This window comes from Nocardia sp. NPDC056564 (assembly GCF_042793755.1).
GTDB lineage: Bacteria > Actinomycetota > Actinomycetes > Mycobacteriales > Mycobacteriaceae > Nocardia.
In genome coordinates this window covers 97214-113281 of the sequence record NZ_JBHTUR010000019.1, presented here as the reverse complement: position 1 = coordinate 113281, position 16068 = coordinate 97214, and the positions used below count along the sequence as shown (strand labels likewise).

General features: G+C 68.4%; 6 protein-coding genes and 1 pseudogene. All 7 read left to right on the top strand.

The genetic code is table 11. The features are described from left to right. The first annotated feature begins 101 nt into the window (after positions 1-101). Positions 102-1067, top strand: a complete 966-nt coding sequence (locus tag ACFQ9K_RS35050; protein ID WP_378713322.1) for an alpha/beta hydrolase — start codon at positions 102-104, stop codon at positions 1065-1067. Between the two features lie 109 nt (positions 1068-1176). Next, entirely contained in the window at positions 1177-1668 is a 492-nt protein-coding gene (locus ACFQ9K_RS35045; protein ID WP_378713320.1) for a DUF6301 family protein, read from the top strand. After that, on the top strand, positions 1665-2114 hold the full coding sequence (locus ACFQ9K_RS35040; protein WP_378713318.1) for a hypothetical protein: 450 nt from the start codon (positions 1665-1667) through the stop codon (positions 2112-2114). Before ACFQ9K_RS35045 ends, ACFQ9K_RS35040 begins: the two co-directional genes overlap by 4 nt. Positions 2115-2243: 129 nt before the next feature. Continuing rightward, the gene (locus ACFQ9K_RS35035) at positions 2244-3905 is read left to right on the top strand and encodes a hypothetical protein (RefSeq protein WP_378713316.1); all 1662 of its coding nucleotides are present in this window, start codon (positions 2244-2246) and stop codon (positions 3903-3905) included. A gap of 199 nt (positions 3906-4104) precedes the next feature. Continuing rightward, positions 4105-4437 (top strand): hypothetical protein, encoded by a 333-nt coding sequence (locus ACFQ9K_RS35030; RefSeq protein ID WP_378713314.1) that lies wholly within the window; start codon positions 4105-4107, stop codon positions 4435-4437. A gap of 16 nt (positions 4438-4453) precedes the next feature. Then, positions 4454-4972, top strand: coding sequence for a YbaB/EbfC family nucleoid-associated protein (locus ACFQ9K_RS35025; RefSeq protein ID WP_378713312.1), 519 nt, complete (start codon positions 4454-4456; stop codon positions 4970-4972). 5 nt (positions 4973-4977) lie between these two features. Further along, positions 4978-16068: pseudogene (locus ACFQ9K_RS35020) on the top strand (hypothetical protein); the annotation flags it as partial.

Below are 16068 nucleotides of genomic sequence, written 5' to 3'. Positions count from 1 at the left end.
GACTGTGACATCGAACAGCAGGTGGCAGGCACCTTTGTGCACTGTGCCCTGCGCTGCTGACGGTTATTGCCACAGCCCGCGGCGTTGGGTTCAATCGGTAGATGATCAATGGTGATCCGCTATCTCTGGCCAGCCGTGGCGTGATTCTCGCGTTGCACACCACGCTGCGACCGCTCGGCGCGCGCCTGCCCGCCAACCGCCTCGGCGTCGCCGGTGCGCGGCTCGGGTTGGCCGTCGCCTGCCGGATCTGGTTCGACCGCACCTTGCCGGCCACACCGGTCGATGTCCGAGGGCCACGCGGACGCGCAATGGGGGAGTGGGTCGGCGCGGCGCCGCGACCCGGGCAATCACTCATCTACTACCTGCACGGCAGCGGCTACGTCGGTTGCAGTCCGGCCACCCACCGCGGTCTGGTCTCCGAACTGTCGCGCCGCCTCGACCGCCCCGCGTTCACCCTCCGCTACCGGCGCGCCCCCGAACACCGGTTCCCCGCCGCCCACGACGACGTGCTGAACGGCTACCTCTGGCTGCTCGAACAAGGCCACGCCGCGCAAGACATTGTGCTCATGGGTGATTCGGCCGGCGGCCACATGGCCCTCGGCCTGTGCGTGCAACTGCGCGAACTCGGCCTGCCCCAACCCAAGGCCCTCGTCGGCTTCTCGGCCCTGGTCGACTCGACCTGGGCCCTCGCCGACGCCCGCCGCGCCGAGGTGAACGAGGCCTTCATGTCCTTCGGCCTCGCCACCCGAATGACCGGCCTCTACACCGGCACAACCCATTTCGACGACCCCCGGCTGAACGTCGCCGCCCACGTCGGCCCCGACCTACCCCCGATGCTGCTGCAAGCGGGCGGCAGCGAAATGCTCAGCGCCGACGCCGAGCACTACGGCGCCGCCCAGCGTGCCGCAGGCGGCCAGTGCGAGGTACAGCTGTGGCCAGGCATGTTCCACGTATTCCAGGTCGCCCACCGACTCCTCCCGGAAGCCCGCGCCGCCCTGGACGGTGTCGAGCGGTTCATCGCCGAGATCGAGCGCGCGGAGGCCGAGCGAGGCACGCTCTCGGCATAGTGTTCGCCGTCGTCGATTCGGGGCGCGGTCTGTTGTGCATGGTTACCCGTTGTGGCACAGTCGATCGCGCGGAAAAGACGAGGTCCGACGCTAGAGCTAGGGTGATTGCATGACGGAATGGCGTGCGTTGACCGACGAGGAAATCGTCGAGCTGGCCAGTCGGCTGCGGTCACTCGAGTGGTCGTGGCAGCTCGACGATGCGGCGCAGCTGGCATCGACGTTCGGCTGGACCGTGGTGATGGCGCGGGGCGATTGGGTCATGCTCGACGCGGGCTTCGGGGCGGGCAGCGCCAAGCTGACCGGCCGGGACGGCCAGGCCGGCGAGATCAAGGTCCAGGTGACCGACTTCGCTTCCGACGACGAGCCGGAAGGGTCGCAGACGCGCGACGCGTTCGCGGCCATGGTCTCCGCGTTGAGCCGTGCGTTCGGTGAGCCGACCGCGCGAATCCCCGGAGCGGTGCCCGAGGTTCGTTGGGCCGGCCCCGAGACAACGCTCGTGCTGCGCGATCCCGCCACCACGGTGGAGCTGTATCTGATGACCAACTCCTGGCTTGCCGACCACGACGCGGCCATCGACCTGGAGGAACAGGGGCTGCTGTGACGGGATGGGCGGAGTTCGCCGACGGGCTGGCCAAGGAATTGGCGACGCTGCCGACCGGTGCGGTTGTGGTCATCGGTGAAGCCCCGACCTCCTCGGACAAGAGCAGGACAGCGCAGTTCCGGCAGTTCGACGACAGTGTCTGGGCACAACTGGCCGGCGACCGCTGGCTCGATCCCGCGGTGCAGGCGGGCGAGTCGGGCCGGCATCTGCTGCGTGCGGCGGGTTGGCAGGAACCCGACGAGGACCACCTCGGGAATTGGTGGGTCGAGCTGCCCTGGCCCGTGGCGTCGGCGGCCTATCGAAAGTTGGCGGAGATGGTGGTGACCGGACTGCGCGACGCGTTCCGGATCGCCGATCCCGCATCGCTGGTCTATCAAGCGTGGAACGAGAAAACAGCGAACAGTCCGCTGGAATTGCCGCTCCTCGGATTGCGACCTGAGGCCTGACGCGATGCCACCGCTCGTCCGCGCACGGGAACCTCGCCGCCCGGCGATCTGTGCCAGGATTGACGAGGGGGCGGCTATCTCTTCGGAACGGCCGCTGTTTCGGTGCGCAGATGAGGAGATTTCCGCGACGTGACCAGTCCAGACGATCAGGCTCCGGACCACAAGCCACGCGACGAGTCGGCGCCGGACCACGATCATTCCGGTGAACCGGCCAGTGCCGAGACGACCGCTGCCCAAATGGCTTTCATGCGGCGCTTCCTGGTCTCGCCTGAGCAGCAGAACGGATTTGCGGAAACCGGCGAGCCGACCGGCCAGGGATCCGAGGGGGACGACCAGGAACCCGACGTCGGGTTCACCCTCGCCGGCGGGATGACCGCACCGCCGCCGGTGACGGACCCGGCCGAGGTGGCCACCGCGATCAGCCATCAGATCGCCAGGGAATTGGGCGGGGCCGGCCCGGACGGCTGGCAGCGCTTGGAGGCCGTGTTCGCGGTGACCGTCGCCGCCGAGGTCGCTCTCGCGGTGTTCACCGACGACCAGGAGCGCATGGTGCGGGCCTACCCGCCGGAGGAGGTGCTGGCCCTGGTCCGCCAGCACCGGCACGTGTCCGCTCAGCTCAGTGACGGACCGTGGTGGCGCTACCTCATGACGTTGACCAGCAGCGGTCAGGTCGAGGTCGATTACGACTACGGCGACGAACCCTTCCCCGACGAACAACTTTTCGCACCGGAGATCTACCGCGCCGACCTCGAGGTCTATCCGCGCGATGTGCTGCCGGTGTGGTTGGCGGCCTACATCGGGCACGCCGATCGGCAGTCGCGGACTCCGCAGCAGGCGGCGGTCCAGGCACGGGCGGATCGGGACGCGGGCAGGCGCGGCGTGCTCGCCGCGCGCGACTTCCCGGCGTTTCCGCTGCTGGCGGCCCGCTGGGCGGTGATCGCCGCGGCGTTCGTGGCCGCCGGATCGCCGCTGGGTCCGCGCGTGCTGCCCGCGTTGAGCTGGTTCGAGGGGTCCAAGCGCAGCGGCTCCACGTTGTACACGGTGCCGGGTGGCCGGGCCGTATTGTCCGGCGGAGTGTGGAACGCGCCGGAATTGAACGCGGTCTACAACCGGGGCGTGCCGATGCCCGACCTGTACGCGGGCGCGCCGGAGTGGGTCGCCAACCCGGTGCTGAACTCGCGTGCGGCAGGCGGCCTGCTGACGTTCTGCTACTGGTGGGAAGGCGGCAACTGGTATCGCGGTATGTCGCCGATCGCCGACGAACTCAGCGACGCGGTGCCCGGCATGTGGTCGCCCGAGTCCGTGGTCGACATCGTGACCGGCTTGATCGCGGAGTCGCCGAGCCCACGGCTTCGGCAGGCGGTCGCCAACCTGGTGTCGGCCGCCGAGATCGGCGTCGTCACCCGGTCCACCCTGGTCGACGTGTTCGGCGAGGACGGCGGCTTCGACATCGACAGCGCCCTCTACCAGCTCACCATGGCCGGCGTGACGATGACGGTGCCGGAGCCGATGCCGCAGGAAGACGCGATCGCCCGGGTTCGCCAGTTCATTCTGGACAGCGGCATGGACACCTCCCGGTACCCGTTGAACGGCCTGCGCGCGGACCGGATCAGCATCGGGTGGATGGTCTACGTGCCGACCGCACCGGGCGAGATCGCGATCGGCCGCGCGCTGTTCTACATCGCCGACGACGGCGTGCTGGAGCAGTCGTCGTCCTCGGTGGCCCCGTCGCTCTACATCGCCGAGTTCGAGCAGCGATTCCAGCAGCGGCACGGACAGGTCGATGCCTGATCGGCGCTGCTCGGAGCGGGCAAGACGGCTTCGGTGCCCCTAGGACTGGGGTGTCCCATTGGAGTGGTCCACCGGTTGTGATGGTGTTACGGTTTATTGACTGACGGCGGAGATCGGGTGAACTGATCATGAACTCTGCCAAGGATTTCAGGTTACGACCGGGGGTTGGCGTCCCTCGCACTGCGGGAAAGGGTGCATTGTGGCGGATGAGAAATTCGAGTTCCACCCGGACGAATTCCGATCGGCCGCGGGCAAGACCGCCCATGTCGGCGATCGGATCACCGATGTGGTCAACAACCTGAAGTCGGCAGTCGCCGGTCGCGGCGCACCCTGGGGTGACGACAAAATGGGTAACCAATTCGCGAACGGCCCTGGCGGCGACGACGGATATCTGTCGTCGAAGACCAACCTCATCGACGGCGTCACCGGTATGGCGGGCACTTTCAAGCAGGTGGCCACCGACCAGCGGAAGGTCGCCGACAAGTTGCAGCAGGATCTGGACAAGCGCAATGGCGAAAGCTTCATGTCGTGAGTAAGGGTCGTTAGCCGTGGCACACGATTTTTCTCGGGGAGACGTCGCCGGCCTGATGGAGGAGGTGCAATCGCAGCTCCACTCGATCGCGCGATTGCAACAACAGCGTCTTGCGCTGATGGGTAAGGCCACCGTGCGCGGTGGCCGGGTGACCGTCGTGGTCAATGCGGACGGCAACGTCATCGAGACCAAGTTCGGCCGAGGCGTCGAGGATTTGGAATACGCGGAATTGGCGCGTGCCGTCACCCAGGCGGCGCAAGAAGCCACCGCCGACGTGCGCCGCCAGTCGCAGGAACTGCTCGCACCATTCCAGGAGGAGCGCGCCCGTTTGCCGAAACTGTCGGATCTGGTCGAGGGAATGCCGGACCTGAGCAGCCAGATGCCCGCGCAGACGCACGCGTCACTGAGTAAACCCGATTCGTTGGAGCGGGCCACCGCTGCCGAAACCGACAGCGCCGCCATGGCATTCGACAATGTCGAGTCGCTCGACAATGTCAAGTCCCGGGAGCGTGGGGTCACCGATTCCGGTTGGTGATCTGAATGGATTTCTGGGACGGACTCCTCGAAACCCTTGGGTGGGTCGCCGGTAGCGATTGGCCCGAGGGCTCGGAGACCGGCATGCGAGCGCTGGCCGGTGACTGGCGCAATGCCGCCGAAGAGCTGCGCGGCATCATGGCCGACATCAATGCGGCGAAGGCGGCCGCGCTCGGCGCGTACCCGTCCGGTGAGGCGCGCGACGAGATCGCGGGCGCGTTCGACAAGATGCGCGACGGCACCGGCGCCAGCAAAGAGCAAGAGAACAACAATCTCAAGAAGCTCGCCGAATTCTTCGACAAGCTCAGCGAATCCGCCGACGGTGTCGGTACCGAGATCGAGTACGCCAAATGGATGATGTGGTCCTCGCTGGGACTGCTGGCGATCGAACTCGCCGCGGCGTGGCTGTTTCCGCCCACCGCGCCTGCCGTGGAGTTGGCCGCCATTGCCGCGACCCGGGTGACGATCCGGATGATCGCCAGGCAGTCGCTCCTGGCCGCCCTCAAGCATGTGCTCAAGATGGCCGTGACGAAGGGCATCAAGTTCCTCGTCAAGCACGTCGCACTCGACCTCGCGCTCGGTACCATCCAGGACCTGGGAATCCAGTGGATCCAGAAGGAACAGGGTCACCGCAAGGACATCAACTGGGACCAGGTCAAAATGACCGCGCTGTCCTCGGGTGCGGGCGCACTCGGTGGCGCGGCGGCCGGGCATTGGCTCGGAAACCGTTTGAAGCACGTCGATTTGGGCCCCGGCATGAAGGGCGCGGTCACCGGACTCGGCGCGGGATTCGCCGGATCGATCGCCGGATACGCACCGCAATTCGCGATCGATGTCATGAACAACGGCTGGGGCGGCGCGCTCAGCAACTTCGATCCGCGGATGATCACCGCCGGCCTGTCCAACGGCGCGATGTCCGGTGGCAACAAGGCGCGGGCGACCAACTTCCACTTCGGTCGCATGGGCGCGCCGATCGGCGTCGGGGCCCCGGGCGGGCCACGGGTCGGATATGCGGGCCTCGGGCCGGAAGGCGCTGGGACGCACAGCAATGGCGGTCCGGACATGCGCCCGGCCGGCAGCAACGGTCTGAGCACGACGCAGAACGGCGGGGTCGGGCAGGGCGAGCACGGTGGTTCGGGTGGTGAACGGACCGGCGGAGACAATGTCGGCGGCGGGAGCAACAATCGCGCCAACTCCGGTGACGGGTCGTCCACCCGGACCGACGACACCTCGACGCAGAACGGCGACTCGTCGCGCACCGGTGACTCGGATCGGACCTACAGCACCGATGCCGACCGGCAGCAAGGCGGTGGTTCGGAGAGCCGCGCTACCGATGGTGGTCAGCAGCAGGGTGGTTCGGAGAGCCGCGGTACTGACGGTGGTCAGCAGCAGGGTGGTTCGGAGAGCCGGGGCAATGACGGTGGTCAGCACGGTGGTTCCGAAAGCCGAGGCAACGACGCTGGTCAGCAGCACGGTGGTTCGGAGAGTCGCGGCAATGACGGTGGTCAGCAGCACGCGGGCGCACCCGAGAGTCGCGCAGGCGCGCCGGAGCAGCATGCCGGAGCCGACACCGGCGGCGCGGATCACAGCCGGGCGGGCATCGCCGATGGGGGCAGCACGCACGACAGCGGCACCGGCGAATCGGGCAGCGGCGATCGATCGTCCGCACCGCAGCAGCATTCCGGCGCAGAGCCGGGAAATACTGCGGTAAGCCATAATTCGGGTGATGCCGGCCGCGTCGGTGACGGTGCGCCGGTCCGCTCCGGCGCCGACGCCGGGCCGGCTCGTCCTGGCGCCGACGGTGCGGCGCCCCGGCAAAGCGGTGACGGCGCCGCGCCTCGGCAAGCCGGTGACGCCGCCACATCCAGGCCCGCCGGTGATGCCGCGAACTCGCGGCCTGCCGGTGCGGAGCCGGGGCGCGGTGGCGAGACCAGGCCCGGCGCAGAGCCGAAGGCCGCCGATTCGCGCGCCGGATCGCCGGAGGTCAAGTCCGGCGCCGACCGTCCGCGCGGAGATTCGCGCGCAGGGATCTCGGATGCGAATGCTGTTCGGGCAGGCAAGGATTCGACTCCGGGCGTGCGCGCGGAATCGAGCGGTTCCGAGGTGTCGCGCGCGCCGGAGCGCAGGGCGGGCGGGGCGGACGAACACGTCCAGGTGCGTCCGGATTCGGACCAGAACGTGCGGCCGCGTTCGGAATCCGACGCGCCGCAGTCCAGGAGCAAGCCGGAAACCGGTGCGCCGCAAGCGGATCGACCGCACGCGGGGGCCGAGCCGCGCGCCGGGGACGACGGCGGACGCCCACGTGCGAACGACGCCCGGCCGGGAGGCGACGGTCCGAACCGCGCAGGCGACGCGGATCCCGCACGGCGCAACGAACACGCTGACGACTCCGACAGTCGCCCACATCACGACGACGTACAGCTCGTCCCGGTCGCGGATCCGGGTGCGACCGCACACCCACGGCAGTCGGGTGCTGACGGTGCGCCGCGCCAGCACGCTGCCGACGGAGACGGCACGCCGCCGCGCCAGAACGGCGACAGCGAGAACAAGCGGCCGCTGGAACCCGACGATCCGAATCGCGGCAAGTGTGGCGAGCTCTCGCTGAACCGGCTCCATGAGTGGTTCGGCGACAGAATCCGGCTGCCGGAGCGGACAATTGGTGCCGACGGCATGACCCAGCGCGAGCTGGTCGGCGCCGCGGGCGGGCAGTTGCGCGACTTCGCCGGCGGCCACGATGCGATCCAGCGACGGCTGTTGAAGCTGGGCGATGGCGCCGTCGCATTGGTCGTGGACACCTACAAGGGTCCGCGCGACGAGCACGGGGTCGGCGCACACGCGTACCTGCTGGTGAACGAGGGCGGCCAGATCAAGGTGCACGACCCCGGCATGGAGGCCGACCACGGCTACCCGCCGCGGACGCCGAAGGAACTGCACAGCGTCAGCGCGATCATGTTCAAGCCGGACGGCACGCCGACGGACAAGGTGCCCAGCCACATTCGGGACGAACTGCTGGCCAATCCGGCCGATCTTGCGGACGCGGGCCGGATCGGTAATCTGCCGCCCGGACAGCACCACGGCTTCTTCCCTGCGGATGAGCCGGTGCCTCCTGGGTTGCAACGGGGCCCGGACGGGCTGCTGCGCCAACCCAATGATCCACCGCAGGTCTACCGCTCGCCCGACGGCGCGTGGCACCACGTCAACGATGCGCCGGGAACGTTCCGGGACAAGGGTTTCAACCTCACCGACGGCAAGCGATGGATCAAGGACCATCTCTCGGGCCAGGATCTGGCGTTCAAGGCCGAGGTCGCGGAGGAGGGCGACTACCCGGTCAAGGATCCGAAGGCGTTGGCGGACCTGGCGAAAGCATCCGAGCTCCGGATCAAACAGGGCGAACTTCGTAGCGACGTCAACGATTTGCTCAAGCCCCAAATGGACGAGTTCAACGTCCGGGACAAGGACGGCAAACTAGACGTCAACAAGCTGAGCGAGAAGAATCTCCCGAAGGAAATTCCCAAGATCGCGGCGGAGATCGAGAAGCACGCGCGGCTCCCGGAAAGCGATCCTCGGCACCTGACCCCCGAGCAGAAGATCGAAAAGCTCGCGCGCCTGTACGACATGGAGGAGAACGCCAGGGAGTACAACCGTCTCGGTAAGGAGATGGTGGCGACCTCCAAGCTGCTCGGTGAGCTGGGCGCGACCGCCTACGCGCTCGATCCGGATATCCATCCCGGCGCGGTACAGGTGACACCGTTCAAGGGCGCGTTCGACGGCAACAACTCCGTCGATATCGCGGTCTTCATCCCCCGCGACGGCGACACCCCGGCCAAACTGGTGGTCATCGAGGCCAAGGGTGTCGGCTCGGATCTGGGTAGTGCGGCGACGCCCGCGGGTCGGGCGCAGCAGGGCACGCCGGAATACCTGCGGCGCACGCTCGCCATCGACGAAAACCTGCGGACGATTCTGACCGAATCCGAAGCGGATCTGCTCCAGCGGCCAGAAGGCCAGGCGCTGTTGGATATTCGTAACCAACTGCTGGAAGCACATCACGACGGCACGTTGGATATCGAATATCACAAGGTGCACGTCGATATAAACGGCAAAGCGGACTACGCGAAATTCAAGCTCGATCATGACGGTGCGCGAGTGCCGATGAACGACATCGGCGGCGTCATTTCCCGCGACAGCCTGCAGCCGCCTACCCAGCCCGACGCTTCCGCACCGGACGCCGGCAGCCCCGACCCGACCGCGACCGGTCCGGTCCCGCACGCGCCGGACAACCCGGTGAGCCATCCGGATGATCGTCGCGGTCGCTGCGGTGAGCTGTCGTTGCAAGAGTTGCGGGCGATGTACGGCGAAGACCGGGTGAACTTGCCGGACCGCCCGATCGGTCCGGACGGCATGACCAGGGAGGAACTGCAGCTGGCGGCGGGCGGCCAGCTGCAGCCGACCACGCATGCCGACACGCATCAGCGGCTGCTCGATCTCGGGGACGGCGCGGCGGCGTTGATGGTCGACTCGTATGCGGGTCCGCGGGACGCGTACGGTGTCGGCTCCCACGCCTACCTGCTGGTGAACGAGGGCGGCCAGATCATCGTTCGCGACCTCGGCGCCGGATTGCCCGACCACGGCTATCCGCCGCGGGTGCCGGCGGGGATGAACGGATCGCATGCCATCGTGTTCGACGGGCGCGGACGGCCGGACCATCCGCTGAACGCGGTGGACCGGGCGAGGTTGACGGCCGAGGCGCAGGCGCAGGCGCAGGCCGGCCAGCCGAGGGTCGGTCAGGCCTACGACGGGCGGCCCGACGACGCGAACCCCACGCGGCACGACGGCACGGGCGAGCCCGCGCCCAGGGTGCGGGACGACAACGGGGAGTTGCCGGCCCAGGTGCCGGACGAGGTCGGTCTGGACCGGCCCGATGCCGGGCCGCCGGATCGGGGTCTGCCCGAGGTGGAGGTGATCGGCGAACCCGGTCCCGGCGTGACGCCGGAAATGCTGGACGCGGCAAGGAAATCGGTCGCGGAGACCGGTGAGCCGCTGGTGATTTTCGGCAGCAGGCAGACCGGCATCTCGGAGCGCTCGGGTGCGCCGTTCCACGCGGACAGCGACCTCGACATCGCGGCGACCACGCCCGAAGGGCTGATGAAGCTGGCCGACGTGCACGAGGGCAGCAGCCCGATCCCGAAGGTGAAGGACGTCGCCGGAATCTTCACCGAGCAGGAGGCCCGCGACAAGGGGTACCTGGTCATCAAACCGGCCGACCCGGGCCCCGCGGCTCCGGTGCGTCCGGCCGACCCGGGCACGTCGACGCACGATCGCGATGTCCCTGACGCGGAATCGCGCCCGCGCCAGTCGGCGGAGAACACGCCGGTCGGCGATCGCGCACCGCGCGAACCCGAGGCGGAAAACGGTACGCGCCCAAGACCGTCGGACGAGATGGCGGGTAGTGGTGACGACCGCGCCCCCCGGTACGAGAGCACCGCGGAGTGGGCCGATCGGATGCGGGCCGAGACCGCCGAGTGGACGGCGCGGATGGCCGCCGACCACGCCGCCGAGATGCGGCGGATCGCGGATATCGAACCGCGGGACTGGGCGTCGCAGATGGCGGCCGATCACGCTGAGTGGCGGGCGCGGATGCTGGCGCTGCGGGCCGAGTTCTCCCGGGGCATCGCCGACGGTACGTTGCCGCACCCGGAGACGGAGGTGCCGTCCGCGGAAACGGGCAAGCACCGGACTCCGGAGCCCGGTGGTGAAGTTCCGCACGAGGGCGATGTAAAGGTCTGGCCGCCAGAGGATTCCACCGCGCAGCCCGAGCCAGAGGGTGCGGGCGGCGGGAAGAAGCCGCCGGAATCGCCACCGCCGGTTGGTGATCCGGGTGAGGACGGCACGAACCCCGGCGATCGGAAGTCCGGCGACGGCACGCCGCCGCACGAGACCGACGGCACACAGCACCCCGAGGACCCGTTCGACGCGCGGCAGCGCGAGCTGGAGGCCGAGCGGGATCGGGTCGTCGCCGAGCGGGACGCGGTGCAGCAGCAGCGCGATCAGCTGGCGGGCCGCCTGCGCGTCTCGTCGGAAAACGACTGGGCCGCATTGCATCCCGACAACCTCGCGCAGACACTGGAGGAGTTGCGCGGGCGCACCATGGAGGTGCGGGAGGAGATGCCGCGCGAACACGCCCGCATCGACGAGCTCGAGCGGCTGTCCGACCGGGTTCACGACGCGAACAACGACATCGCCAGGATCGATCGCGAGCTGGCCGCGCTGGACGCCGCCCGCGAGGCAGCCCGGCTCGAGACGCCCGAGGGTGAGTACGCCCGCCTGCTCGAGGAGCGGCGTGAGCTGGATCATGAGCGCGAATTCGCCAGGGCGAAGCGCGATGAGCTGGCCGCGTACCTCGGGTTCACGGATCTGACCGGCTCCGCGTTCGAGCATCGCATGCTCGAGCTGTACGACCAGGCGCAATCGCGGCGGACCCGGATCCCCGGCAACCTGGACACCCCGGAACGGATCGTCCGGGAACAGCTCAGCGGTTCCGAGCGCGAACTGCACCTGCGTGACCTTCGCAGATTCAGTGATGCCATGCGGGATTGCGAGCGGCTCGACACGGCCATCGCCGAGAAGGACGCCCGTCTCGCGCAATTGCGGGACGAGGGCGTCGTCGGCGAGCGCCCGCCTGGCGACGATACCGGCAACACCCTCGATCGCCTGGCCCGCGAATACGCCGATCTGCTCCGCGAGGTCGAGGCGCGGCGGCCGGTCATGGAGGACCTGGCCCGCCGGCTCGGGATTCCGCTCTCGGAGCTCGGCCCGCACCCACGCGACCTGGAAAAGGCGCTGGATTGGCATCGCACGCGCACCATGCGGGTGGACAACGGCGAGATGGCCGAGCGCCACCGCGCGCTCGACGAGCTGGAAGCCGCCGCCCGCGACGTGCTGGTCGGCGAGCACGAAATGGGCAAGCTGCGCGACGAGATGGCCCGGCTCAACGGTGTGTGGCGGGATCTCGTCGCGGCGGAGAACGGCTGGATGGTCACCGATCGGGTCGGCTACATCCCCGGTGAGCCTTCGCGCATCATCGTGTTCGGTCCGCGAGCCGATTTCGAGCCGTCGCGTGCGGGTCACGACGACGCGCTTGCACACGCCATCCTTACCGAACCGGTTGTGGCACAGGCGATGATGCGGCAGCCGCGGGTCGAATACCAGCGGGTGGTCTTCGATCAGGACGGCACCGTGCGGCGGGAGCCGATGAATGGTCCGCGCGTCGAGCGGACCACGACCGGATGGATCAACGGTGACCCCGGCCTGCTGCTGGTGCGCTGGCAGGACGCCGACGGCCAGTGGCACAACGTCGATCCGGCCAAGCCGAGCCTGCGCACCAACCGCGGTCCCGACGCGGGCCACGAATACGATCCGGGTAATCCGGATTGGTGGGGTGGGCTTTCCGACTACATCAACGACTTGGCGACGCCGTTCTCCGATATCCCGCCGGGGCATATCGCGAAGAACATGCTTCCGCTGAACCCGATGAATGTCGAGACCCGGTACTTCGATTACGGCGTGTCGCCCGACGATATCGTCAGCCTGCATCTCGGTGCCGATATCGGTTCCATTCAACGGAATATCCGCACCTTGTTCATGGCGATCGACCACCCCCTGGTCCGGGAGTGGATCCATCGGCATCCGGCGATCGGCGACTGGGTACTGGCGCGTCCGTGGCTGAAGCGATTCTTCCCGGTCGGCACCATGTGGTCGTCGTTCCAGTGGCACCGGCCACCGGAGACCAATTTCCAGCCCATGTACCGCACCTGGGAGCCGGCCGAGCATGCCAGGGTCGAGATCCCGGAGTGGCTGCGGCCCGCGATCGATGAGGACGTCGCGAACTGGCGGCGCGTGCAGGAATGGGCCGACGGCGAATACGACAGGTTCCGGGCCGACGATCAGCTCGCCGACCGCATGGCCGAACGGCTGGCCGAGTACCGGCAAGAGCAGATGCGGGTCGGCGCACAGGATTTGGTCGAACGCATCCGCAAGGAACTGGTCGATCCGCACCGCGGTATCGAGCCGGACCAGGCCGGGGTCGACCGGGAGGTGCAGCGGATCAACGAAGCGATCAACCGGATCGCCGACGATTCCTTCGACAACTTCGCCACCGATGATCGGGTCGCGATCCGGCACACGATCGCCGACATCCGGCAACAGCTGCTCGATATCCGGAACGAGCGCGCGATCACCGACGCGGACATCACCCGGATCGTCGACGGATTGGCTCCGGATATCCGTCCGCTGCCGCCGAAGATCGAAGAGCACAACTGGCCCGACCCGTTCCCGGATCGCCCGCAACCCGACAGCGCCCCGCCGAAGCACGAATTCCCGGCCTTCACCAGGGACGAGATTCAGCAGATCCTGAATCATCTGATGGTCGACGAGCATCCGGCCGTCGATTACGCCGATCCCGACGGCAACGTGACGACGCGGCGAATGGATCAGCTCGCCGATGTGGCCGAGGCGATCAACCGGATCGTGGATGGCAAGCCGCTGCCCGCGGACGTCGTCCTCATGCTCGACGCGCTCGCCGAATCCAACTTCTTGCGCACTCCCGCTCCCCGCGACGGGCGCTGGACCTGGCATGACGCGAACGCACACGCGGTTGCCGAGGGCTTCCACTGGGATGCGAACCGGCCGCCGCTGACCGGCGATCGGGCGAACATCCCGTACGCGCCCGAACCGCTGCACGCGCCGGAGCCGTTCCTGCCGCGCGACCGCTACGAACAGCAACTGGCCAACGCCAAGGAGCTGTGGGACACGCGCTCCCGCGCACTGCTCGAGGCGGCCCGGGTGGCCGGGGTCGATCCCGAGAGTTTGTTCCGCGCAGCCGATCCCGCCGACCGGCTGGCCAATCTGCGGACGCAGCAGCCGGACGCGGAAGGCCGGCAGCGCATCGATGACCTGTCGGTCGCGCTGCGTGACTTCGACGCCGCCACCGCGGAAGTCATGCGCCTCGAACAGCGCCTGGAACAGCACGACGTCAACCTCGACCGCGCCCGCGCGGCGATTCGCGGCGGGCAGCCGGAAGTTCCTGTGCTGGAGGCGGATTCGAACCCACGCCAGCAGGAGCCGGCCCCGACCGCGGAAGAACTGTTGCAGCAGCAGCGGATCGCCGAAGCCGATGCGCGGCAACGGAGTAACGAGATCGAGCGGTTGGAGCAGGCCAAGGCCGACGCCATCCGGGCGAGGGACGAGGCCGCGGACGAACTGCGGCGGGCGCAGGACCAGGCGGAGGCCGAGGACGCGTTCGAGCGGCATCGTTTTGCCGAGCGGGACGTGGCCGAGCGGGATCAGCAACTCGCCGACCAGATCAGAAAAAACACGATGCTCGAGGCCGGTGCGGAGCCGTTGGATGGGGTGCCGCAGATCGGTATCGTCCCGGGTGATCCGCCGCAGGTGATCGTGGTGGTGCGTGGCGAGGCGACGGATCCGACCACGCTGATCGATCGGGCTACCGCGGTGCATCCGGAGCTCGATGATCTGGTCGGCCCGAATCGTGACAATGTCACCACCTATCGCCTGGTGCCCGGGGAGGGCGGTCGCACCCAGGTGCATCGGACCGACTCGCCGGAGGTTCTCGCGCGGTCGGCGGAGGCGCTGGCCGAGCAGCAGCGGATCGCCGAAGCCGATGCGCGGCAACGCGGTAACGAGATCGAGCGGTTGGAGCAGGCCAAGGCCGACGCCGTGCGCGCCAGGGACGAGGCCGCGAGACAGCTCGACGAGGCACAGGACCAAGGCGAGGCCGAGCAGGCGTACGAGCAGCGCAACTTCGCCGAGCGGGTGCTGGCCGAGCGAGATCAGCAACTCGCCGAGCAACTGCGGAAGAACACGATGCTCGAGGCGGGTGCGGAGCCGTTGGATGGGGTGCCGCAGATCGGCATCATTCCGGGTGATCCGCCGCAGGCGATTGTCGTGGTGCGTGGCGAGGCGACGGATCCGACCACGCTGATCGATCGCGCTACCGCGGTGCATCCGGAGCTCGGCGATCTGGTCGGCCCGAACCGCGACAATGTCGTCGTCTACCGCCTCGTCCCCGGGGAGGACGGGCGTACCGAGGTGCGCCGGACCGATCCGCCGGATGCGCCACCGCTGGCCGTGCCGCGGCCGGAACCCGACGCGCCGAGTGATGGTGGTGGCGCGAAGAAGCCGCCGACCGGCGAGACACCGGCACCGGCTCAGCCGCAGACCACTCCGGCTACGAACGATGCTGCGGCACAAAGCAAGCCGAACGAAAATCCGGCAGCGGTCACGAACAAGCCGGCGAACACGTCGAACGACGTGGTCGACCAGGCGGCGCCGCTGCGTGAAACACCCCGGCCAACCGAGGACGGCGCGGCAAATAAGCCGGTGGTCGAGGCGAGTAAGCCGGTGGCTGAGGCGAGTAAGCCGGTGGCTGAGGCGAGTAAGCCGGTGGTCGAGGCGAATAAGCCGGTGGCCGAGCCGGATCAGCCGATGTCGGCCGCGGAAGAACTGGCGCAGCAGCAAAGGTTCGCCGAAGCCGATGCGCGGCAACGGAGTAACGAGATCGAGCGGTTAGAGCAGGCCAAGGCCGATGCCATTCGGGCGAGGGACGAGGCTGCGGAAGAGCTGCGGCAGGCGCAGGATCCTGCGGCCGCGGAGGAAGCGTTCGAGCGGCATCGTTATGCCGAGCGGGACGTGGCCGAGCGGGATCAGCAACTCGCCGACCAGATCAGAAAAGACACGATGCTCGAGGCGGGTGCGGAGCCGCTCGACGGCGTGCCACAGATCGGCATCATTCCGGGCGACCCGCCGCAGGCGATCGTCGTGGTGCGTGGCGAGGCGACGGACCCGACGACACTGATCGATCGCGCGGTCGCGCAGCATCCCGAGCTCGGCGACCTGGTCGGGCCGAACCGAGACAACGTCACCACCTATCGCCTGGTGCCCGGCGAAGACGGCCGTACCCAGGTGCACCGGACCGACTCGCCAGAAGTTCTCGCGCGGTCGGCGGAGGCGCTGGCCGAGCAGCAGCGGATCGCCGAAGCCGATGCGCGGCAACGCGGTAACGAGATCGAGCGGTTGGAGCAG

Excerpts from the sequence above, each read along its gene's own strand:
- ACFQ9K_RS35045 (WP_378713320.1), top strand. The coding sequence starts at position 1,177 with ATGACGGAATGGCGTGCGTTGACCGACGAGGAAATCGTCGAGCTGGCC.
- ACFQ9K_RS35050 (WP_378713322.1), top strand. The coding sequence starts at position 102 with ATGATCAATGGTGATCCGCTATCTCTGGCCAGCCGTGGCGTGATTCTC.